19 protein-coding genes and 1 pseudogene are annotated in these 22,321 nt (G+C 71.0%); 9 read left to right on the top strand and 11 right to left on the bottom strand.

Going from position 1 to position 22,321, the window contains the following annotated elements; genetic code table 11:
- Positions 1–13: 13 nt before the first annotated feature.
- From ACWEFL_RS08105 to ACWEFL_RS08095, 3 genes are all read right to left on the bottom strand, one after another.
- Positions 14–310: a DUF4193 domain-containing protein gene (locus ACWEFL_RS08105; RefSeq protein WP_006345898.1), complete on the bottom strand. Its 297-nt coding sequence runs from the start codon at positions 308–310 to the stop codon at positions 14–16.
- Between the two features lie 396 nt (positions 311–706).
- Entirely contained in the window at positions 707–1,945 is a 1,239-nt protein-coding gene (locus tag ACWEFL_RS08100) for a sensor histidine kinase (RefSeq protein ID WP_451709115.1), read from the bottom strand.
- A 3-nt stretch (positions 1,946–1,948) separates the two neighbouring features.
- Entirely contained in the window at positions 1,949–2,602 is a 654-nt protein-coding gene (locus tag ACWEFL_RS08095) for a response regulator transcription factor (protein ID WP_451709112.1), read from the bottom strand.
- A gap of 362 nt (positions 2,603–2,964) precedes the next feature.
- Between ACWEFL_RS08095 and ACWEFL_RS08090 the strand changes: the two genes are divergently transcribed.
- Positions 2,965–3,132 (top strand): hypothetical protein, encoded by a 168-nt coding sequence (locus ACWEFL_RS08090; RefSeq protein WP_451709110.1) that lies wholly within the window; start codon positions 2,965–2,967, stop codon positions 3,130–3,132.
- A 278-nt stretch (positions 3,133–3,410) separates the two neighbouring features.
- Here the strand turns inward: ACWEFL_RS08090 and ACWEFL_RS08085 are convergent, their stop codons facing one another.
- Together ACWEFL_RS08085 and ACWEFL_RS08080 are read right to left on the bottom strand one after the other, a co-directional pair.
- A complete protein-coding gene (locus ACWEFL_RS08085) occupies positions 3,411–4,220 on the bottom strand; it encodes an inositol monophosphatase family protein (protein WP_451709107.1) in 810 nt (269 codons plus the stop codon).
- Positions 4,221–4,390: 170 nt separating this feature from the next.
- Positions 4,391–5,512, bottom strand: coding sequence for a ferrochelatase (locus tag ACWEFL_RS08080; RefSeq protein WP_451709105.1), 1,122 nt, complete (start codon positions 5,510–5,512; stop codon positions 4,391–4,393).
- Between the two features lie 355 nt (positions 5,513–5,867).
- Here ACWEFL_RS08080 and ACWEFL_RS08075 point away from each other — a divergent pair, with 355 nt between their 5' ends.
- Both ACWEFL_RS08075 and ACWEFL_RS08070 read left to right on the top strand, forming a co-directional pair.
- On the top strand, positions 5,868–7,127 hold the full coding sequence (locus ACWEFL_RS08075; RefSeq protein ID WP_451709102.1) for an MFS transporter: 1,260 nt from the start codon (positions 5,868–5,870) through the stop codon (positions 7,125–7,127).
- Positions 7,075–8,415, top strand: a complete 1,341-nt coding sequence (locus ACWEFL_RS08070; protein ID WP_451709099.1) for a D-arabinono-1,4-lactone oxidase — start codon at positions 7,075–7,077, stop codon at positions 8,413–8,415. The genes ACWEFL_RS08075 and ACWEFL_RS08070 overlap by 53 nt, the downstream gene beginning before the upstream one ends.
- A 159-nt stretch (positions 8,416–8,574) precedes the next feature.
- On the opposite strand, the gene ACWEFL_RS08065 is transcribed toward ACWEFL_RS08070, so the two are convergent.
- A complete protein-coding gene (locus tag ACWEFL_RS08065; RefSeq protein ID WP_451709097.1) occupies positions 8,575–9,468 on the bottom strand; it encodes a hypothetical protein in 894 nt (297 codons plus the stop codon).
- Positions 9,469–9,954: 486 nt separating this feature from the next.
- On the opposite strand from ACWEFL_RS08065, the gene sepH reads away from it, so the two are divergent.
- Positions 9,955–11,013 (top strand): septation protein SepH, encoded by a 1,059-nt coding sequence (gene sepH / locus ACWEFL_RS08060; protein ID WP_451709094.1) that lies wholly within the window; start codon positions 9,955–9,957, stop codon positions 11,011–11,013.
- 255 nt (positions 11,014–11,268) lie between these two features.
- On the opposite strand, the gene ACWEFL_RS08055 is transcribed toward sepH, so the two are convergent.
- Together ACWEFL_RS08055 and ACWEFL_RS08050 are read right to left on the bottom strand one after the other, a co-directional pair.
- A complete protein-coding gene (locus ACWEFL_RS08055) occupies positions 11,269–12,645 on the bottom strand; it encodes a pyridoxal phosphate-dependent decarboxylase family protein (RefSeq protein ID WP_451709092.1) in 1,377 nt (458 codons plus the stop codon).
- A 96-nt stretch (positions 12,646–12,741) separates the two neighbouring features.
- Complete coding sequence (locus ACWEFL_RS08050) at positions 12,742–14,124, bottom strand: glutamine synthetase family protein (RefSeq protein WP_451709090.1); 1,383 nt, start codon at positions 14,122–14,124, stop codon at positions 12,742–12,744.
- A 194-nt stretch (positions 14,125–14,318) separates the two neighbouring features.
- On the opposite strand from ACWEFL_RS08050, the gene ACWEFL_RS08045 reads away from it, so the two are divergent.
- From ACWEFL_RS08045 to ACWEFL_RS08030, 4 genes are all read left to right on the top strand, one after another.
- Positions 14,319–15,104: an acetoacetate decarboxylase family protein gene (locus ACWEFL_RS08045; protein ID WP_451709087.1), complete on the top strand. Its 786-nt coding sequence runs from the start codon at positions 14,319–14,321 to the stop codon at positions 15,102–15,104.
- Between the two features lie 259 nt (positions 15,105–15,363).
- On the top strand, positions 15,364–16,833 hold the full coding sequence (locus tag ACWEFL_RS08040) for an aldehyde dehydrogenase (protein ID WP_451709085.1): 1,470 nt from the start codon (positions 15,364–15,366) through the stop codon (positions 16,831–16,833).
- Positions 16,826–17,737 carry a 3,4-dihydroxyphenylacetate 2,3-dioxygenase gene (locus ACWEFL_RS08035; protein ID WP_451709082.1) on the top strand — a complete coding sequence of 304 codons (912 nt, stop codon included), beginning with the start codon at positions 16,826–16,828 and terminating at the stop codon, positions 17,735–17,737. The genes ACWEFL_RS08040 and ACWEFL_RS08035 overlap by 8 nt, the downstream gene beginning before the upstream one ends.
- 3 nt (positions 17,738–17,740) lie before the next feature.
- Positions 17,741–18,586 carry a fumarylacetoacetate hydrolase family protein gene (locus tag ACWEFL_RS08030; RefSeq protein WP_451709080.1) on the top strand — a complete coding sequence of 282 codons (846 nt, stop codon included), beginning with the start codon at positions 17,741–17,743 and terminating at the stop codon, positions 18,584–18,586.
- Between the two features lie 214 nt (positions 18,587–18,800).
- On the opposite strand, the pseudogene ACWEFL_RS08025 reads toward ACWEFL_RS08030, so the two are convergent.
- The 3 genes and pseudogenes from ACWEFL_RS08025 to ACWEFL_RS08015 all read right to left on the bottom strand — a co-directional run.
- Positions 18,801–19,134 (bottom strand): annotated as a pseudogene (locus ACWEFL_RS08025) (gamma-glutamyl-gamma-aminobutyrate hydrolase family protein); the annotation flags it as partial.
- Positions 19,135–19,245: 111 nt separating this feature from the next.
- Positions 19,246–19,851, bottom strand: a complete 606-nt coding sequence (locus ACWEFL_RS08020; protein WP_451709077.1) for a MarR family winged helix-turn-helix transcriptional regulator — start codon at positions 19,849–19,851, stop codon at positions 19,246–19,248.
- Positions 19,852–20,180: 329 nt separating this feature from the next.
- A complete protein-coding gene (locus ACWEFL_RS08015) occupies positions 20,181–21,104 on the bottom strand; it encodes a ParB/RepB/Spo0J family partition protein (protein ID WP_451709074.1) in 924 nt (307 codons plus the stop codon).
- A 200-nt stretch (positions 21,105–21,304) separates the two neighbouring features.
- On the opposite strand from ACWEFL_RS08015, the gene ACWEFL_RS08010 reads away from it, so the two are divergent.
- Positions 21,305–22,321 (top strand): AfsR/SARP family transcriptional regulator (locus ACWEFL_RS08010; protein ID WP_451709071.1); only part of this gene is annotated, 1,017 nt, incomplete at its 3' end.

Raw genomic sequence — 22,321 nt, 5'->3', positions numbered from 1 at the left:
GGCCGACCGGACCCTACTCGCAGTCGCGGCAGATCGGCTGGCCGTTCTTCTCGCGGGCCAGCTGGCTGCGGTGATGCACGAGGAAGCAGCTCATGCAGGTGAACTCGTCCGCCTGCTTGGGCAGCACCCGGACGGCCAGCTCCTCGTTGGAGAGGTCGGCTCCGGGCAGTTCCATGCCCTCGGCTGCCTCGAACTCGTCGACGTCGACGGTCGAGGTGGACTTGTCGTTCCGCCGGGCCTTCAGTTCCTCAAGGCTGTCCGAATCGACGTCGTCATCGGTCTTGCGTGGGGTGTCGTAGTCCGTTGCCATGTCGCTCTCCCCCTCTGGGTGTGGTTGCGGTGTCTCCAGCGCACGTAACGCGTGAGAGGCCGGACTTGTGCCCGACCCGAGGCGGAGATTTTGCCTCACATCAAGGTCTGTTACTCAATCGACACCCAACCGGATCCCCCGAGAGTGATCGGGTTGGATGGCGAAGGGGACCGTACACGATCCGAATGCCGCAGCTCACGGGCGCCACCCCGTGTACTTCCCGTCATCTCGACCCCCGGAAACCCGGACTTTTCCCGGCTTTCCGGCAGGGGGCGTGATCACGGAGAGTGGATGGCCCGAAAGCCGATTCTGTGATCGATCACACACGGGCAACTCGGGAGCGTGTCCCGAAAATTCCGCGTAAAGCGAACGAGCGGTGTGGCGGTGAACACCTCCTCAGGCAGGCAGCGTGACGCGCATCACGAGCCCTCCGCCCTCGCGAGGTTCCGCGATGATACGTCCCCCGTGAGCACGCGCCACCGACCGGGCGATCGAGAGACCCAGTCCCACGCCCTTGTCGCTGCCGGTCCGCTCCTGACGCAGCCGCCGGAACGGTTCGAAGAGATTGTCGATCTCGTACGCCGGAACCACCGGGCCCGTGTTCTCCACGATCAGGACGGCCTGCCCCGGCGCAGCCTCGGTGGTCACCTCGACCCAGCCGTCCTCGGCGAGGTTGTACCGTACGGCGTTCTGCACCAGATTCAGCGCGATCCGCTCCAGCAGGACGCCGTTGCCCTCCACGACCACGGGTGCGCACTCCCCGCGGATCTCCACGCCCTTCGCCTCGGCCTCCGCACGGGTCTGGTCGACCGCCCGCGACGCCACCTCCGCCAGATCCAGCGGCTTGCGCTCCACCACCTGGTTGTCGCTGCGCGCGAGCAGCAGCAGGCCCTCCACCAGCTGCTCGCTGCGCTCATTGGTGGCCAGCAGGGTCTTGCCGAGCTGTCTCAGCTCCGTGGGCGCTCCCGGATCGGAGAGCTGGACCTCCAGCACCGTGCGGTTGATCGCGAGCGGCGTGCGCAGCTCGTGCGAGGCGTTCGCCACGAACCGCTGCTGGGCGCTGAAGGCCCGCTCCAGCCGGTCCAGCATCTCGTCGAAGGTGTCGGCCAGCTCCTTCAGCTCGTCGTCCGGGCCGTCCAGGTCGATCCGCCGGGACAGATCGGAACCGGCCACCTGGCGGGCGGTACGGGTGATCTGGCCGAGCGGCGACAGGACGCGGCCCGCCATCGCGTAGCCGAACGCGAAAGCGATGATGCTGAGGCCGAGCAGGGCGAACAGGGACCGCCGCAGCAGATCGCCCAGGGCCGCCTCGCGCTGATGCGCGAAGCACTGGGTGACCACGGCATTGGCCTGATCGGCCGTGAGGCCGGGTTCGAGCGCCGGACACGAGTTGTTCGTCAGCTGGATCCGGCTCTCCGGCAGCAGCTTGAACGGCGGGCTGCTCCCGGCGTGCAGCGCCTGCGCCGTCAGCAGATAGATGATCGACAGCAGCAGGATTCCCGCGATCAGGAACATCCCGCCGTACAGCAGCGTGAGCCGTATCCGGATCGTCGGGCGCAGCAGCGGGCGCACCGGATCCCGGGGGTCCCAGGTCGGCTTCGGCGGCGTCGCGGGCGGCGCGGGATTGGCGGCCACGGATCAGATCCGGTAGCCGGAGCCGGGCACGGTGACGATCACGGCCGGCTCGCCCAGCTTGCGGCGCAGGGTCATCACGGTCACCCGCACCACATTGGTGAAGGGATCGGTGTTCTCGTCCCACGCCTTCTCCAGCAGCTGCTCGGCCGAGACGACCGCGCCCTCGCTCCGCATCAGGACCTCCAGGACCGCGAACTCCTTCGGCGCGAGCTGGATCTCCCGGCCGTCGCGGAAGATCTCGCGGCGGTTGGGGTCGAGCTTGATCCCCGCGCGCTCCAGCACGGGCGGCAGCGGCACGGTCGTACGCCGCCCGAGAGCCCGCACCCGCGCGGTCAGCTCGGTGAACGCGAACGGCTTGGGGAGATAGTCGTCGGCTCCCAGTTCGAGCCCCTCGACCCGGTCGGACACATCCCCGGACGCCGTCAGCATCAGGACACGCGTCGGCACGCCCAGCTCGACGACCTTCCGGCAGACGTCGTCTCCGTGGACCAGCGGCAGATCGCGGTCCAGGACGACCACGTCGTAGTCATTGACCCCGATGCGCTCCAGAGCCGCCGCGCCGTCGTACACGACGTCGACGGCCATGGCCTCCCGGCGCAGTCCGGTGGCCACCGCATCGGCGAGCAGCTGCTCGTCCTCGACGACGAGTACGCGCACGTCTCGTTTCCTTCCTTCGGGGCCCTTCAGCCATGATCAGGGCAGATTCACGCACGGGTTGTGTGCCTCCATCCTGCCCTTTACGCGGGTAAACCGGCCGTAAGGCGGAACCCCCCTCCCCGGCGGCCGGCGGCGCTGATCCGGGAATGAACCGAATTCCTGGAGAGGTTGAGGTTTCTTCGGGTGGTGGCCTGGGGAGGACGACAAGACATCGAGATCACGCCCTGTATGTGGCACACCTTGTAAGTGGCACACGAACCACCTGCCCGGCCCGATGGCAGGGGTGATCACCCTGTCCCCTGCTGCGGCAGCGGGATCCCAGGCACACCCCCGTGCCACCGACCCACGACGAGGGGGCGAACATGGACGCATTCACCGCAGGACTTCTTCAGCGCATCAAGGCTGCGGAGACGGACCTCACGATGGCCCGTGAGACGGGCGACGACTTCCTGGCGGACGTCGAGCAGGCGGAGCTGGACGACCTGCGCCGTCTGGCCGCCGAGCACGGCGTCGAGGTCGGCGCGCTCTAGGCTCTCGGCTCTGGGGGCCGGCCGGGACCCGTTTTCCGGCGATCCGGCTCTTTCCCCGCAATGCAGTTACTTCGATCACAATCATTCATGCCGGATCACTCCGGTTACACCCCGATACCGCCGGTTCGCTCAGGCAATTTCGGCTTTCAGTGATTCCGGATCGTCATTCCGGATTGTCCCGGTATCCGGCAGGGCCCCCGCACCGCTCCCGTGGCGCGGGGGCGGTGCGGAAGCGGTGCGTACGCCCTCCCGGTCACAGCCCTAGCGCGACTGGAGTACTAGTCGTGCCAGGCGCCGTACTCGTCCAGGAGCGTCTGCAAGGGGCCGAAGACGCCCGGACTCGCGGCCACCGTGAGGTCGTACGAGGGGCCCCGGCCGGGCCTGCCTCCGGTGAGGGCGCCCGCTTCACGGGCGATCAGATCGCCGGCCGCGAGGTCCCAGGGGTGGAGCCCCCGCTCGTAGTAGCCGTCCAGGCGGCCCGCCGCCACATCGCAGAGGTCCACCGCAGCCGATCCGCCACGGCGGATGTCCCGCACGCGGGGGATCAGCCGCTGGGCGACCTCCGCCTGATGGGTCCGTACGGCGCTCACATAGTTGAAACCGGTGGAGACCAGGGCCTGGTCCAGCGGAGGCGCGGGACGGCACCTGAGGGGCTTGTCGCCGGCGTACGCGCCGCCGCCCAGCACCGCCCGGCAGGTCTCGCGGCGCATCGGGACCTCCACCACCCCGACGACGGTCTCCCCGTCGCGCTCCGCCGCGATGGAGACCGCCCACGTCGGCAGTCCGTAGAGGTAGTTCACCGTGCCGTCGAGCGGATCGATGATCCAGCGGACGCCGCTCGTGCCCTCCGTGGACGCGCCCTCCTCGCCGAGGAATCCGTCGTACGGACGGCGGTCGGCCAGAAAGCCGGTGATCAGCTTCTCCGCGGCGAGGTCCATCTCGGTCACGACGTCGATCGGGCTGGATTTGGTCGCCGCGACGCCGAGATCGTCCGGGCGGCCGTCGCGCAGCAGCCTTCCCGCCCGGTCGGCGGCCTCCGTGGCGAGGGCGAGCAGTTCGGACAGGAGCGGGTCGTTCGTGGCGGTCACGGAGGTTCCTCACACGGTCGGATCCAGGCGTACGGGCGATGACGCGGTACGGATTCCCCCTCCCGCACACCGCGACGGGCGGGTACGGGCCGGGGACGGACTGCCACGCGACGAGGCCGCGCGGGCGCTGTGGCCGGCTGAACCGGCGGCGCGGGGGCTAGGCGCGGGGGCTAAGGGCTGTCCGCGCCCGCCGCAGCGGGCAGGGGCGTCCGAGCGGGGCAGCAGCCCACCGGGCAGACATCGTGCGACGCGCCCAGCGACCCCAGCGCGCACCGCTGGACCGGGACCCCGCGCTCCGTGGCCGCTCGCTCCAGCACCAGTTCGCGCACGGCCGCCGCGAACCGCGGATCCGCGCCCACCGTCGCCGAGCGGCGCACCGCCAGCCCCAGTTCGGCCGCCTTCGCCGCGGCCTCCGTGTCGAGGTCGTAGAGGACCTCCATATGGTCCGAGACGAACCCGACGGGGATCATCACGGCCGCCCGGACGCCGGCCCCGTGCAGCTCTTCCAGATGGTCACAGATGTCCGGTTCCAGCCACGGAATGTGCGGGGCCCCGCTGCGCGACTGGAACACCAGGCTCCACGGGCGCTCGACGCCCGTCTCCTCGCGGACGGCCTCCCTGATCAGCCGGGCCGCCTCATGGTGCTGGCGCAGATACGCGCCGCCGTCGCCGTGCCCCTCGACCGGGCCCGAGGCGTCGGCCGCCGAGAGCGGGATGGAGTGCGTGGTGAAGGCGAGATGCGCCCCGTCGCGCAGTCCCTCCGGGAGGTCCGCCAGGGACGCGAGGACGCCGTCGACCATGGGGCGGATGAAACCCGGGTGGTTGAAGTAGTGCCGCAGCTTGTCGACGCGGGGCACCTCCAGGCCCTCCGCTTCCAGAGTCGCCAGCGCGCCCGCCAGATCCTCCCGGTACTGGCGGCAGCCCGAGTACGAGGCGTACGCGCTGGTGGCGAGCACCGCGATACGGCGGTGGCCCTCGCGGACCATCTCGCGCAGGGTGTCGGTCAGATACGGCGCCCAGTTCCGGTTGCCCCAGTGGACCGGGAGGCCGAGGCCGTGGTTCGCGAAGTCCTTGCGCAGGGCCTCCAGCAGGGCTCTGTTCTGGGCGTTGATGGGGCTGACGCCGCCGAACAGGAAGTAGTGCCGCCCCACCTCCTTGAGCCGCTCCTTGGGAATGCCCCGGCCGCGCGTCACATTCTCCAGGAACGGGACGACGTCGTCCGGGCCCTCGGGACCGCCGAAAGAGCAGAGCAACAGGGCGTCGTAAGGGGTTGGATCGTGCGCATCGGACATGCCGTCGATCCTGCCACTCGCCACTGACAGCCGGAAATCCGCACCGGAGCCGGGCGCGTTCCGGCAGGTGGCGGCCGTCGGGCCGATGCGCCCGCGGTCGGCGGGGCGCGCACCCGCCACGCGGGCCATGGCACGTACACGCCACGCGGGCCAAGGTGAGCACCGCCCGTCGCCGTGCCCTACCCCCGTACGCCCCGGAGCCGTGACCCGGCCCCTCACCACCGCTCCGACCAGACGAAAAGCTGCGGAATCCGTGGTGCGTGGCGAATACACGGGGACGTAATCTGTCAATGCCATCCGTACGCCTTACCGGAGCACTTCCCTGCCCGGAGAGTGCCCGACGCCGGAGTCCTCGTTGCCCAGTCCCTACCGCGCCATCTTCGCCGCCCCCGGCAGCAAGGCGTTCTCCGCCGCAGGATTCTTCGGGCGGATGCCGCTGTCCATGATGGCCATCGGCGTCGTCACCATGATCTCCCAGCTCACCGGCCGCTACGGGCTCGCGGGCGCGCTCGCCGCGACGCTGGCGCTGTCGGCCGCCGTGATCGGTCCGCAGATCTCACGGCTGGTCGACCGGCACGGCCAGTCCAAGGTGCTGCGCCCCGCCACCCTTGTGTCCGTCGCGGCGGCCTCCGGCCTGCTCATCTGCGCCCAGGCGGGCGCGCCTGACTGGACCCTCTTCGTCTTCGCCGCCGGGGTCGGCTGCGTCCCGAGCGTCGGCTCGATGATCCGCGCCCGCTGGGCCGCCATCTACCGGGATTCCCCGCGAGAGCTGCACACCGCGCACGCCTGGGAATCGATCATCGACGAGATGTGCTTCGTGTTCGGCCCGATCATCTCCATCGGACTGTCCACCGCCTGGTTCCCGGCCGCCGGACCGGTGATGGCCGGGGTCTTCCTGCTCATCGGCGTCTTCTGGCTGACCACCCAGCACGCCACCGAGCCGACGCCGCACCCGCGCGAGCACCACGGCGGCGGCACCGCGCTCCGCTCCCCGGGACTCCAGGTCCTGGTGGTCACCTTCGTGGCGACGGGGGCGATCTTCGGCGCGGTCGACGTGGTCACCGTGGCCTTCGCGGAGGAGCAGGGCCACAAGGTGGCGGCGAGCCTGGTGCTCGCCGTCTACGCTCTCGGCTCCTGCCTCGCCGGACTCGTCTTCGGACTTCTCCACCTCAAGGGCCGGGCCGGGCGCAGATGGCTGGTGGGAGTGTGTGCGATGGCCGTGAGTATGATCCCCCTCCAACTGGCCGGGAACCTCGTGCTCCTGGCCGTGGCGCTCTTCGTAGCGGGCCTGTCCATCGCGCCCACGATGGTGACCACCATGGCCCTCGTGGGAGAGCATGTACCGCGCGAAAAACTGACCGAGGGCATGACGTGGACCAGTACCGGGCTCGCCGTCGGGGTGGCGCTCGGCTCGGCAGCGGCGGGGTGGGTGGTCGACGCCGCCGGGGCGCGCACGGGCTATGCGGTGCCCACGGTCGCGGGTGCGCTCGCGGTCGTGGTGGCGTTCCTTGGGTACCGCCGGCTGAGCAGGCCGGTGCCGACGCGGGAGGGGCAGCGGGGCGATGAGCACCAGCAGGACGAGCGGCACGAAGAACGCGACGCGAATATGGCGTAACTGGGCGGGGAACGTCGCCTCCCGCCCCGCACGGGAGGTCTCCCCGGCATCGGCCGAGGAGGTGGCCGACGCGGTCCGCGGAGCGGCCGAGGACGGTCTGACGGTGAAGACGGTTGGCACGGGCCACTCCTTCACGGCCATCGCGGCGACCGACGGCCTGCTGATCCGCCCCGATCTGCTCACCGGCATCCGCCGGATCGACCGTACGGCGATGACCGTGACCGTCGAGTCCGGTACGCCCCTGAGACGGCTGAACGCGGCCCTCGCGCGCGAGGGGCTGTCGCTCACCAACATGGGCGACATCATGGAGCAGACCGTCGCGGGGGCCGTCAGCACCGGTACCCACGGCACCGGCCGTGAATCCGGCTCCATAGCCGCGCAGATCACCGCGCTGGAACTCGTCACCGCCGACGGCTCCCTGCTCACCTGCTCCGCGTCGGGGACCGACGAGGAACGCGCCGTCTTCGCCGCCGCCCGGATCGGTCTCGGCGCGCTCGGCGTGGTCACCGCGATCACCCTCGCCGTGGAGCCGCTCTTCCTGCTGACCGCGCGCGAGGAACCGATGACCTTCGACCGGGTCACCCAGGACTTCGACGCGCTGAACGCGGAGAACGAGCACTTCGAGTTCTACTGGTTCCCGCATACGGGCAACTGCATCACCAAGCGCAACAACCGCAGCGCGGGCCCCGCTGCCCCGCTCGGAACGATCAGTGGCTGGATCGACGACGAACTGTTCTCCAACGGGCTCTTCCAGGTGGTCAACTCGCTCGGCCGGGCGGTGCCGGCGACGATCCCCACCATCGCCGGGCTCGCCAGCCGCGCGCTGTCCGCGCGGACGTACACGGACATTCCCTACAAGGTGTTCACCTCTCCGCGCCGTGTGCGCTTCGTGGAGATGGAGTACGCCCTGCCCCGCGAGGCATGCGTCGAGGCGCTGCGCGAGGTGAAGGCGATGATCGAGCGCTCGCCGCTGAAGATCAGCTTCCCCGTGGAGGTGCGGACCACCCCGGCCGACGACATCGCGCTCTCCACGGCCTCGGGCCGCGAGAGCGCCTACATCGCCGTGCACCTCTACCGGGGCACGCCCTACCGCTCGTACTTCACGGCGGTGGAGCGGATCATGATCGCGCACGGCGGACGGCCGCACTGGGGCAAGGTGCACACGCGGGACGCGGAGTACCTCGCCGGGGTCTATCCGCGGTTCGGCGAGTTCACGGAGCTGCGGAACCGGCTGGACCCGGACCGGCGGTTCGGGAACGACTATCTGCGGCGGGTGCTGGGCGACTGACGCGCGTCTGTTGCCGTGTCCGTTGCCGGTGCCGTGCCCGTGCTCGTGTCCTTTGCCGTGCCGGTGGCGTTGCGGGTGCGGGTGCGGGTGCGGGTGCGGGTGCGGGTGCGGGTGCGGGTGCGGGTGCGGGTGCCGGTGCTTGCGTCCGCGCCCGTTCCGCTAACCGCCCGCCCCCGTTCCGGTCCCTGTGCCCTGGTCCGCACCGCTGCCCGTGTGCGTGTCGGTGCCGGGGGCGGACGGCGTCGGAGCGGGCGGAACCGTCCCCGGCGCGGCCGGCTCCTCGGGAGCCGGTTCGGCCGGTTCGGCCGGTCCGGGCTGTGAAGGGCTGGGCGCCGGACCGGTGGGCTCGCCGCTCCCGTCCTGTCCCGGAGCCGGTGAGTGGTCGCCGTCCGGGCTCGGGCTCTGCTTCCGTTCCGGGGTCCGGTCGTGATCGGGGGGGCTCGAAGGGGTGTCGGAGGGCGCGGGCTTGTCGTCTCCGCCGCCCCGGACGACCGAACCGACGGTGGTGCCCCGGCTTCCGTCGAGCCCGGAGCCGGAGAGCAGTTCGTATCCGGTGATGCCGCCCATCGCGACCCCGAAGACGACGGCCGCGGCGATCAGCGGCCGTTTCCAGCCCCGGACGCGGGTGCCGTGGGTGGTGGCGTCGCCGTACTGCCCGAGCCCGCCGTCGTCCCCGCCGCCCGCCGTCGGCAGCGCCCGGGTGGGGCTCTCCCCGGACCGGGGCGGTGGCGGTGAGGGCGCGGCCGGGGAGACCGGCACCTGACGGAAACCCGGCCGGGCCGGAGCGGTGGCCTCCCGCAACTGCTCGCCGGTACGGCTGAAGAGATGCTGGAAGATGGAGCCGCCGCAGGTGGCCACCACGCTGACGACGCCCGCGCCGATGATCGTGCCGTAGACCCCGAGCCGGGAGGCGAGCACCGCCGCCGCGACCGCCGCGAGGGCGCTGCCGGCGACTTGGGGGACGCTGAGATCCAGCCGCTTCTCGCGCGGTTCCGCCTGATCGTCCCGGTCCCGGTCATCCCGGTCTGGTCCGGTATCCGGCCTCTGATGCATCTTCAGTCCCTGCTCGCCTTTCCTTCACTCCCGTACGCATGAGGGACAAATGGGCGAACTGATTAGTTCCCTTTGGGAAGATTCTGTGAACCAGAACACCCGCAACCCATGTCCCGGCGGTGAACCGTCACACCCGTCGACAACTGGGCTGGCGCGGCAGTCCACTCCGATGGCCCGAATGGAGTACTGTGGCGAGCCCTGGGCCTGGGAACCCTCATGGGTGTCCGGACCTCGGGAAGGGGGCCGAAAGCGGCGCTCGAACCGGCAGCGCCGTGATATCGCACGGATATCTGCACTCAGAGTGACCGGGTGGTCACACTGGGTGGCAAACGGGTAACCTTGCCATAACGGCGATCAAGGGCCCGTGCCCGACACGCCGGAGCAACTCGGCAAGGTTGTGGCAGGCTGCACCCGGGCAGGCCACACTCGACTAGCGGAAGCAGCGACGCACAGGTGACGTCGGCAGGCACCACCCGGGAGGTCCCCATGCCCGAACTGCGTGTCGTGGCCGTCTCCAACGACGGCACACGACTGGTGCTCAAGGCTGCGGACAGCACGGAGTACACCCTTCCGATCGACGAGCGGCTTCGTGCCGCCGTTCGCAATGACCGCGCCCGCCTCGGCCAGATCGAGATCGAGGTCGAGAGCCACCTTCGCCCCCGGGACATCCAGGCACGTATACGTGCGGGAGCCTCGGCCGAAGAGGTCGCCCAGATGGCCGGCATCCCGGTCGAAAGGGTGCGCCGCTTCGAGGGGCCGGTGCTGGCGGAGCGCGCGTTCATGGCCGAGCGGGCTCGGAAGACCCCCGTACGCCGTCCCGGTGAGAACACCGGACCGCAGCTGGGCGAGGCGGTGCACGAGCGGCTCACGCTGCGCGGCGCCGAGAAGGACACTGCTCTGTGGGACTCCTGGCGCCGCGACGACGGCACCTGGGAGGTACTGCTGGTCTACCGGGTGGCGGGTGAGCCGCACTCGGCGAGCTGGACGTACGATCCGCCGCGCAGGCTGGTCCAGGCCGTCGACGACGAGGCGCGCGCGCTGATCGGCGAGACGGACGACACGATCACGGCCCAGGAGCCGAGCTTTCCCTTCGTGCCGCGGATCGCGCGGCTGCCGAGGGACCGGCCGCTGGACCGGGCCCTCGACCGGCAGTCGGACCGTCCCGCAGGGGGCGGCGCAAGCGGCCCGTCGGGCGGTCCGGAGGAGACCGGCGGGGAGCGCGACTCCCTGACGAGCCTTCTGGAAGCCGTGCCGAGCTTCCGGGGTGACATGGTCGTACCGGAACGCCCGGCTCCGCCCGAGCCGGTCCCGGAGCCGGTTGAGGAGCCCGAGGCGGAGGAGCCGGTGGCGCCCGCCGCGTCGGCGGGTGCGGGTTCCGCGTACGCGGATGTCCTGATGCCGAGATCGGTCGCGGGCCATCGCGACCGCCTCACCGGTACGACGGACCGTCAGGCGGAGGCGGACGGTGTCCGTCCGGGCCGTCGCGCGGCGGTTCCGAGCTGGGACGAGATCGTCTTCGGGACCCGGCGCAAGAAGCAGGACTGACAGAGCCGGCCCGGACGGCCCGTGCCCCGACAGGGCGCGGGCTGTCGGGGCGCTGAGCCAGGGGAAGGCTCCCGGCCTCGGGGTGACGTACTCCGAGCGCGCGGGGGCCTTTCCATGTGGTCGACTCCGCTGATGCCTGATGCCTGATGCCTGATGCCTGATGCCTGACGCGCGTGCGGTTGCCGGGCGCGGTCCGTGCCGGGGTTCCCGTAAGAGCCGGGCGGTGTTCTCGCCGGTGGGCGGAGGCCGCTCTTCTCAGGACCGGCCGTCCGCCAGCCGTTCCAGACGGGAGTGGAGGGCGTCGACATGATGCTCCGACTCCGGCTTCATCAGCACGCTGCGCAGGACGCGGGCCCCGTCCGCGTCCGCGGTGATCTTCGGGTGACGGGCGGTGAAAGCGGGCGCGGAGGCGCGCAGGGTGCTGATGAAGACCGGATCGTCCTCCGTCATGCCCTGCCGCAGCATGCGCTCCGACGCCGCGTCGATCGCGGACAGGGTGGCCGGCGCGGCCGGGTTCACGACGGGAAAGTAGGAGACGATGTCCAGCTCGGGGGCCTGATAGACCTCCAGCACGTCCGACGCGTCGATCAGTTCCACCCAGCGCAGCGCCGCCCGGCGGCCGGCGGCGAGGACCTGGCCGAGGCCGTCGGAGGTGAGCGGCAGCAGCCGGAAGGTCAGCCAGAGGGCGGCGGCCGAGGCCCCTGCCCGTGAGCACTCCAGGCTGATCTCGCCGAGGTGGAGTTCCTTCGAGGTGAAGTACGTGTACGGCGAATCGTGCAGATAGAAGCGGCCCACCTCGGGGTCCGCGAAGATCACCGCTCCGCAGCCGTACGGCTGGAGCCCGTGTTTGTGCGGATCGACCACCACCGAGTCGCATCGGGCGATGGCACGCCAGGGCGCGTCCGGGAGCCCGGCCGGGCCCGCCGCCCCGGCCAGCAGCGTGAAGAAGCCGCCGTAGGCCGCGTCGACATGGACGCGTACGCCGTACTTCTCTCGGAGCGGCAGCACCCGGTCGATCGGGTCGATCGCGCCGAGGCCCGTGGTGCCCGCGGTGACGACGACGGTACCCACCTGTCCGGTGCGGAGCAGCGCCTCCAGGGCGTCCAGGTCCATCCGGCCCCGGTCGTCGGTCGGCACGGCGTGGCCCTCCACGCCGAGGACGCCGCACATCCGGCTGTGCGTGTAGTGGGCCTCGGCGCTGTAGGCGACGCCCTTGCCGGGGTGGAGTTCGCGGGCGACGAAGAGGGCCTCCAGGTTGGCGACGGTCCCGCTGGTGGTCAGATGGCCGAGGTGGGTGGTGAAGCCGAACATGGAGGCGAGCTGCTGGACGACCTCCTTCTCCATCGCGGCCGTGGCCGGACCGCCGTCCAGGGCATGGTTGTTGGGGTTGATCAGCATCGCCGTGGTGTAGCCGACCACCGCGGCCGGATGCGGGGGCTTGAGCATCTGGCCCGCGTAACGGGGATGGAAGAAGGGGTAGTTGTCCTTGAGTCTCTCGGTGAACTCTCCGAAGACCTCGGCGAAGCGCTGGTCGTCGACGGCGAGCGAAGGATGCGTCTCGTACGGTCCGAAGCCGGCCGCCCACCGCTCATGGGAGCGGGCCGCTTCGCCGAGCCAGTGCTGCAGGTCCATGATTCCCTCGTGTTCCTCGTGCGGGTGCGGGTGCGGGTGCGGGTGCGGATGCGGATGCGGATGCGGATTGGGTACGGGTACGGGTTCGGGTGCGGTTCAGAGCATGTGCGCGTACTCGTGGAACTCCCAGTCGGTGACGGCGCGTTCGAATCGGGCCAGCTCCGCGCGCTTGAGCGCGAGGAAGACCTCGGTGAAGGAGGAGCCCAGCGATTCGGTGAGCGAGGTGTCCCGCTCAAGAGCGGTGAGGGCGTCGCGGAAGGTGGCGGGGACCGGCGGGCCGCCGGGAGCCATGGCCGGGGGAGGGGTGAGTTCACGTGCGATCCCGTCCCGGCCTGCGGCCAGCAGGGCCGCGAGGACGAGATACGGGTTGGCCGCGCCATCGGCGACCCGGACCTCGATCCGGGTGCCGGACCCACGCTCGGGCGGGATTCGAACGTAGGCGGTCCGGTTGTCGTGGCCCCAGTTGGCCGTGGTGGGTGCGAGGGAGTCTGGGGAGGCCAGGCGCTTGTAGGCGTTGACCGTGGGATTGAGGACGGCGCTGAGCGCCGGCGCGTGCTCCAGTACGCCGGCCAGGAAGAAGCGTCCGAGGTCGCCGAAGCCGTCGGCGGCGGCCGGGTCCGCGAAGAGAGGGGCGCCCTCGGCGTCCACGAGTGAGATATGGACGTGCTGTCCACTGCCCGCCTTCTCCGAAAAGGGCTTGCCCATGAAAGTGGCCCGAAGCCCCCGGCTCGCGGCGATCTCCTTCACGGCGTACTTGAAGAGAAAGGCCCGGTCGGCGGCGTCCAGGGCGGGGCCGTGGGTGTGGTTGATCTCGAACTGCCCGCCGCTGAACTCCTGGTTCCCGGTCTGGACGCCGAGCCCCAGCGCGCGGCACTCGCGGATCAGCAGGGGCAGCAGCAGATCGGGGTCGTACGCCGCCCCGACCGCGTATCCGGCCGTGTCGCGCTCGAAGTACCGCCGCCAGCCGAGAGGGGCGGACGGGTCGGGGGCCAGCAGATAGAACTCCAGCTCGGGGGCGGCGACGGGGTGGTGTCCCGATCGGACGAGCCGGTCCACCTGGCGGCGCAGCAGGCCGCGCGGGTCCAGTGGCAGGGGGGCGTGCGCGTCGGCGGTGCCGACCACGTCGGCCAGGAGGTACGCGGTTCCGGGGACGTGGTCCGGGACGGCGAGGGTGTCCGGGTCGATCCGGGCATGGGCGTCGGGCCAGCCGCTGCCCGAACTCTCGGGCAGGTCCACGGGGTTTCCGGCGAGGTCGGTGACCATGACGGCCTGACAGAACGAGAGCCCCGGTCCGCCGAACCGGGTCAACTCGGTGACGTGGACCTCCTTGCCGCGGGCCACCCCGTGCAGATCGCTCCAGAGCACGCGGACGAGATCGATGCCCCGCTCGGTGAGGTGGTCCGCGAGGGCGGCGAGGTCGTTGGGGGTGGGGCGGTCCGGCACTGCGCGCTCCATTCCGGTCGTTCGGGCGATGGGCATGGCCCTTTGCTCGGTCCGGTTGTCCAGTGGCGTGTACGCCGAGAGTATGTTTGGGGTCAAACGTATTGGCTCCACGGCGGGCTGGCAATACTGCGGCGAGCCCGTTCCCGTGGGGTTGGTGAGCAGGTGGGATGGGGGGTTGACGGGCGGGTTCTCGGCATTATTATTTGGATCCAAATGAAAAGGAGGGTGTCGTGTCGCCGACACGTGGTTTCTTCCACCCCTGGACGGCGACGGGTGACTCGTCGCTGATCCCGGCCCCGCCCTGGCGTTACTCCGGGGATCTCCTCACCATCGAGTACCGCACCGATCCGGCACGGGTGCGCGAACTGCTTCCCGAGCCGCTGGAACTCGCCGACGAGGACCCTGGAGCGGTCGCCCTCATCTGGGCGGACTGGCAGTCCTGCTCCGACTCGCGCGAAGAACTGCTCGATCCGGTGCGGGCCCAGTACAAGGAGGCGTTCGCCGTCGTCCGCTGCGGATACCGGGGCCGGACGTACTCGCGCTGCGTCTACATCTGGGTGGACAAGGACTTCGCGATCGCCCGCGGGCTGCATCAGGGCTATCCGAAGAAGCTCGGTTCGATCCACCAGACCCGGCCGCATCCGTACGGCCCCGCGCCGCGCATCGAGCCGGGCGCGCGCTTCGGGGCGACCCTCGCAGCGGCGGACCGCCGACTGGCCCAGGCAGTCGTCACCCTGCGCGAGCCCTCCTCGGGCAACGGCTTCGTCAACGGCCATCCCATGGCCCACCACCGTCGGCTTCCCGCCATCGAGAAAGGCGGCGGCCTCGCCCTCGACGAACTGGTCGAATCCGGCGCCGCGTCCGTCGAGGCGGGGCAGGCGTGGCGCGGCGAGGCGGACCTGGAACTGTTCGAGTCCCCGACGGAGGAACTGGCCCGGCTGGAGGTCCGCGAGCCGATCGCAGCGTACTTCCGGCAGGTGGGCGTGGTGTGGGACGGCGGCCGAGTGCTGCGGTAGCCCCCGCCTCCGCGGGTCGCCCCCGGACTCCGAGCCTCAAGCGCCGCCGAGCATCAAGCGCCGCCGGGGCTCCGCGTCCCCGGGCCCCGCCGGAGTTCGTCCGCCCCGCCTCGGTCCGGTCCGCGCGCCGGACGGGGTGGGGTGACGGGTCCGCGCCCGGAAGCCCACCCACAAGACGCCCACACGCGCGGCGCCCAGCCGCGAGACGCCTACGCATCCGCATACGCCCACGTGAGGAAAGACAGGAGCGCCACCACCCATGAACGACACGATCACCGTCGCCGGCGTCCGCGTCGACGCCCGGCACCACATCGACGGCCGACGGGTCGGCTCCGCCGAGACCTTCACGGACTTCTCGCCCATCGACCAGCACCCGCTGGGCGAGATCGCGCGCGGCACGCCCGCCGAGGCCGAAGCCGCCGTCGCGGCGGCGAAGGCCGCGTTCCCCGGCTGGTCGGCGACCGGCGCGCCGGAGCGAGCCCGGATCCTGCACGCCATCGCCGACGGCGTCGAGAAGCGCATCGAGGACCTCGCGATCGTCGAGACGCACGACAACGGCGCCCTCCTCCGCTCGCACCTCCGAGGCGTCATGCCCCGCGTCGCCCACAACTTCCGGTTCTTCGCCGACTGGCTGCTGGACCTCGGCCACGAGGACTTCGAGACGAGGGGGCACACCAACCACGTCTCCTGGGACCCGGCCGGCCCCTGTGTGCTGATCACTCCGTGGAACGCGCCCCTGATGCTCGCCACCTGGAAGATCGCCCCCGCACTCGCCGCGGGCAACACCGTGGTGCTCAAACCCGCCGAGTGGTCCCCGCTCACCGCCTCCCTCCTCGCGGACATCGCCGTACGGGCCGGACTGCCGCACGGCGTCCTGAACGTCGTCCAGGGGTACGGCTCCGAGGTCGGCGCGGCCCTCGTCGCACACCCGGACGTGCGCCGGATCAGCTTCACAGGATCGGTGCCCACGGCCCGTACGATCGCCGCCGCGGCCGCCGCGAACCTCGTCCCCACCAGCTTCGAACTCGGCGGCAAGTCACCGCTGCTGGTCTTCGCCGACGCCGATCTCGACCTCGCCGCGGAGTTGGCGGTCGAGCAGTACGACAACGCCGGGCAGGTGTGTCTGGCCGCCACCCGCCTTCTCGTGGAGGACTCGGTGGCCGAGGAGTTCACCCGCCGTTTCACCGAGAGGGCGGAGCGGCTCCGGCAGGGCGATCCGCGCGAGGATTCCACAGACATCGGTCCCACCGTCCATCCCCGCCAGTTCGCGAAGGTCGACGGCTTCGTCCGGCGTGCCGTGGCCGCCGGGGCGAAGGCCGTCATCGGCGGCGGGCCGCATACCGGGCTGGGGGGCCTGTACTATCGGCCGACCCTTCTGGCGGACGTGGCACAGGACAGCGAGATCGTGCAGGAGGAGGTCTTCGGGCCCGTGCTGACGCTCCAGACCTTCCGTACGGAGGACGAGGCCGTCGCCCTCGCCAACGACACCCGCTTCGGGCTCGCCGCCACCGTCGCCACCGGCGACCGGGAGCGCGCGGACCGGGTCACCGCGCGACTCGTCGCGGGCACGGTCTGGGTCAACTGCTTCTTCGTACGCGACCTCCGTGCGCCGTTCGGCGGCTCCCGGCTCTCCGGCACCGGACGCGAGGGCGGGACCTGGAGCTTCGACTTCTACTGCGACGTCAAGAACACCGTGACGGCGCCGAAGGGGTGGCACGGCCATGGGTGAGATCGTCGGCGCCGGACTGCTCTCGCACGTCCCCACCATCGTCCTCCCGGAGGCCGACCGGCTGGCGCTGAACCACGGCCGGGAGATCACCCTCGTCACCGGGCTGCGGGAACTGCGCCGGGACGTCTTCGAGAAGGCCGACTACGACACCGTGGTCGTGCTGGACTCGCACTGGGCCACCACCGTCGAGTTCGTCGTGACCGCGCAGAGCCGCCGGGCCGGCCTGTTCACCTCCGAGGAACTGCCGCGCGGCATGACGCGCATGCCGTACGACTTTCCCGGCGACCCCGAACTCGCCCGCAACGTGGCCTCGTTCGCCGACAGACACGAGACCTGGATCACCCCGGTCGACGACGACTTCCTGCCGATCCACTACGCCACCCTCAATCTGTGGAAGTACCTCGGCGAAGGTCTCCCCGAGAAGCGCTGGGTCAGCATCGGCGTCTGCCAGACCGGTGACGCGGAGGACCATCTCCGGCTCGGCCGCGCCCTCGCCGACGGGATCGCCGCGACACCCGGCCGCAAGGTCCTGCTGATCGCGTCCGGCGCGCTCTCCCACACCTTCTGGCCCCTGCGTGAACTCCGTGCCCACGAGCCGAGCGATCCGTCCCATATCTTCACGGCCGCCGCGCGGGAGGCGGACCGCGAGCGCATCGGCTGGTTCAAGGAGGGCCGCCACGGCGAAGTCCTGCGGACCATGCCCGAGTTCGCCCGGTACAAGCCCGAGGCGAGGTTCTCCCACTATCTGATGATGGTCGGCGCGCTCGGCGAGGAGTCCTGCACGGCCGGGGCGCGTCAGTACGGGGAGTACGAGAACGCCATCGGCACCGGCCAGGCACATCTGTGGTTCGACCGCCCGGCCGCCGGCTGGACCGGGTCCGCACCGGACGACCAGGAGAGTTGAGACATGCGTGAGTACCGCCGGATCCTCCTCGACGGAGCCGTGACCGAGACCGTGAGAGACGGCGACGAACTGGTCGCCGGTGACGGGCGGCGCGTCCGGGCCGGCGAGGCCGTGCATCTGCCGCCGGCCATCCCGACCAAGATCATCGCGGTCCATCTCAACCACCGCAGCCGGGTGGAGGAGTTCGGGATCCGGCTGCCGGACACCCCCACGTACTTCCACAAACCGACCTCGTCGCTCAACGCGCACCAGGGAGCGATCGTCCGGCCCGAGGGCTGCAAATGGCTCAACTACGAGGGCGAGATCGCGATCGTCATAGGCCGGACCTGCCGCGATATCGCGCCCGGCGAGGCGGGGGAGTACATCGCCGGCTACACCGTCGCCAACGACTTCGGCCTGCACGACTTCCGGGACACCGACGCCGGATCCATGCTCCGCGTCAAGGGCTCCGACACGCTCTGTCCGCTCGGCCCCGGGCTCGTCACCGGCTGGGACTTCCGGGGCAAGCGGCTGCGTACGTTCGTCAACGGCGAGGTCGTACAGGACGGTTCGACGGACGAGATGCAGTGGGACATGCACTACCTCGTCGCCGACATCGCCCGCACGATCACCCTGCTGCCCGGCGACGTCCTGCTCTCCGGAACCCCCGCCGGCTCACGGCCCGTACAGCCCGGAGACGTGGTGGAGGTGGAGGCGGAAGGGCTGGGCCGGCTCACCAATCGCATCGTCGGCGGGCCGACGGCCGTCCGAGCGGATGTGGGCGCGCAGCCCACGGAGTCGGAGGAGGTGCTGTCGACGGCGCTCGGCGGGGACTGGGAGTTCCGGGGGATCCGTCCGCCGAGGCGGTAGCGGCGAGCGGGGCGACGGACCCGGGCTCTGCGGGGCCGGGGGCTGTGCGCCGGGGGCTGTGGTGCCGGGCCGGTGCCGGCGGGTCCTGCGGGGGCGGGGCCTGGGGGTGCGGGCGCTGTGGTGCGGGGTCCTGTGGTGCGGGTCCCGGCCTGCCACGCCCGCCGCTCCCGGCCCGAGTCCCTGCTTCTCGAGGCTGCTCGGCGCCTGCGGCCCCGCTCGCCGCCCGCACGAACGCGTCGAAGAGCCGCTGCTGCGACACGTCTTCGTGCGCGGTGTCCTCCGGTGCCACTGAACAGCCGTCAGCCAGCCTCGCGCGCCGATGAGTTCCAGCGCCTCGGGCGTACCGTCCGCGGCCCGCACGGTGATCCGCGGCCCCTCGCCGAGCCGGTCGATCCGCTGGTGGTGGTAGCAGGACGCCTCGGCCTTCTCGCCGCCGACGATACGGGCGATCCGGGAGCCGGGACGCAGTGTCACAGGGGGACGAGGTGGCGGTGCGGCTCCTCAAGGCCGTTCATGTCCTGGCGCAGGGTGCCGCCGAGCACGGTTCGCGGTGTCCGGTCACCCGCGAGCACCCGTTCCCGGCTTTCCGCGAACCGCGCGCGGGCACATCGGCGCGGCGCCCGCGACCGCGGCGGGGCAGGGGCCCGAGGCAGGGTCGTCTACGAGTTCGGCTTCCTCGCCGCCTGTGCGTCCGCGGCCCTCCGGCGGCGTCCGCTCCGGCGCGGAACCGGCGGCTCACCGCCCAGAAGCCGCTCCCGCCGCTCCTCGCCGTGCGTCTCGATCTGCACCACCACGCGCCGCAGCGCCTCCGCCGTCCGCCGGCACTCCTCGTCGCTCAGCTGCTCGGCGACGAACGCCTCCTCCTCGTTGAACTCGGGGAACAGGCGCCGCATCAGCGACTCGCCCTCGTCGGTGAGCGCCAGCAGCACACGGCGGCCGTCGGACGGGTGATCGGTACGGACGACCAGCCCGCGTGACTCCAGAGTGCGGGCGACACCCGTCAGCGTGCCCTTGGAGATGCCCGCCTCCTCGGCCACCAGTCGGGTCTCCATCTCGCCCCAGATCCAGACCACCCAGAGCACCACGAAGCCCGTCCAGGTCAGATCCGAACCACGCAGTACGGAGTTCTCCACATGCTGGCGTACGGCCGCCGCCGCGCGGTGGATATTGCCCACCATGGCCATCTGGTCATGCCGGATCGGGGTGTCTCCCAGCTTGGCGCGGATCGCTCGCTCGGTCTCGGCAATGGGTCGCTGACCAGGCACGAACCCTCCTGTGACGGATGACTGACCATATTGTTCGGGTTCAAATCATAGGCGTCCCCCAGGTCACGGCGGGCATGACCGGGGCGCGGGGCGGACAGCGGGGACACCGACCCCGGAGACAACGGGGGAGCCGTTGGGGCGGCGGGGCACCGGGCCAGGGAGTGCAGGACCAGGGAGTGCCGGACCAGGGGGTGTACGGCGCCGGGCGGAGTTCTCGGGGCCGGGTTCTCCCGTGGCAGGGAGCCGCCGCGGGACGCCCGATCCCGCAGTGTCGCCCCCACTCCACCGGCCCACCGGCACTCCACGGGCCCACCGGCCCGTACGAGGTCTCAGCTCCGGCGGGGCGCGACCAGCCGGGCCGCGCGGGCCTCCTTCTCCGCCTCCTGCCAGAGCCGCCGCAGCATCCTGGACCGCTCGGCCGGGCGCATCCGCGAGATGGCGATCTCGGCGCAGGCGACGCCGTCCGACCACGGCATGGTCACCACCGCCCGCTGCCGGGAGGCACCCGGCAGCTCGGTCGGCTGCTGAACGGACTGCCGGTGCCGGGAGTCGGCCGCCCTCGTCTGTGCCGTACGGGACTCGGAGGCGGCGGCCCGCGCGTCGGCCCGCTGCTTCTGCTGCTGAGGGCTGAGCCGGGAGAGATTGCGTACGTGGACGACCTTGCGGCGGCCCGCGAGCAGATCCGCCTGGAGTTCGGGGCCGAGTTCGAGTACGGAGAGCTTGGACGAGATCGTGGACTGGGCGATTCCGAGCCGCTTGGCGGCCTTGTTCTGGGAGCCGTAGAACTCGACGAGCTTCTTCAGGGCATGGGCCTGTTCGAGTGGGTTCATGTCGTCCCGGTGGACATTGGCGACGAACGCGGCTTCGAGCAGTGACCGGTCGGTCGACACCAGGGCGTCCTCCACGCTGACGCGGACATGGGTGAGACCGGCGATCCGGGCCGCCTCCAGACGGCGGTGGCCGTCGACCACGATGTAGCGGGCGTTCGGGGCGAGTTCGACGGCCCGGCTCGGCCGCTCGCGCACGTACGCCTCGACGGAGGCGACGGTGATGGCGTTGACGAGGCCGATCTCGCGAATGCTGGTGGTCAGTGGCTGGAGGTCTCTCAGCGCCTCGCGCGGGTTGTCCGGGTTCTGTCCGATCCAGGCCAGTGGGAGTTCCGACGGCTGCGATGCGCCGGCCTCGGCGTGGAAGCGGGTACGGTCTGTCCGGTCGTCGGCCCGGTCGTCGGTCTGGGACATCTCGGAGGACATGCTGGTCGACACCTTCCTCTTGCCTGCCGCCCGAACCCCCCGTGTCGAGCTCGGGCAGGCTGGCAAAACTCCCAGAAATCACCGGCCACGGGCTGGCCAACTGCTTGCCAGACGCTTGCCATTGAGCCGGGTGATTGCGGAGGATTCACCGCATGACCGGTGGGGGAATGCGGTTTCGCGTTCTGGGAGGTTTGGAATGGGTGTCCAGTGGTGCATCGCTTCGGATCGGGCGTCGCCGTGAGCGGTTGCTGCTCGGGCTGCTGCTGCTCGACATCGGCCGGGTCGTCCCGGCGCACCGGCTGATCGATCTGCTCTGGGACGAGGGGCATCCTCCGTCGAGCGCCCGCGGCAGCCTTCAGGTCCATGTCTCGCGCCTGCGCGGGCGTTTCGTCGAGGAGGGGGCGGCGGAACACGGCTTCTCGCTCCACAAGGGCAGTGGCGGATACCTCGTCGACGGGGATCCGGGCGCCGTCGACCTGCACCGCTTCCGTTCCTCGCTCCAGCGGGCGGAACGGGCGGACAACCACGCGGACCGGCTCCGGATCCTCGATCCGGCGCTCGCCGACTGGGGCGGGCCGGTGCTGGCCGGCACCGCGTCGGACTCCCTCGTCCGCAGGCTGGGGACGGGATTCGACGAGTCGTACCTCTCGGCGGTCACCCAGCGCGCCGAGGCCCGGCTCGCGCTCGGCCAGCGGGAACTCGTACTCGAAGAGCTGGCGCGGGCCACGGCGGAACATCCGCACCACGAACGCCTCGCCATGCTCCGCATGATCGCTCTCTACCGTGCCGACCACCGGGGCGAGGCGCTGGCGGTCTACAACGACACACGCTCGCGGCTCGCCGAGGATCTGGGCATCGATCCGGGGGCGGATCTGCGGCGTGTCCAGAACATGATCCTGCGCGCCGATCCGCTGCTGCTGGACGACGTTGTCATCCCGTCCGCCGAGCGTGCGCGGGCGGCCGGGAGCCGCAGACCCGGCGCGGTTCACGGCCTGCGGCACGACCGGGACCGCGGGTCGGAATCGAAATGGCAGGATGCGGGATCCGCGTCGCCGAACGGATTGGATTCGGACACCCGGCCCCGGCCCTACCCCCGGCCCGAATCGGATCAGGGCTCCCCACCGGGGCTTCGGACGGAAGCCTTCGCGGGCAAGGGCGACGGCAGAACGCCCGCCGCGAGCGCGTTCCCGGCGAGCGCGCGCGCCTCCGGAGCCGCG

It is taken from the genome of Streptomyces sp. NPDC004838, assembly GCF_053600955.1.
The sequence above is the reverse complement of the archived record's forward strand: the minus strand, read 5'-3'. Positions and strand labels throughout refer to the sequence as shown.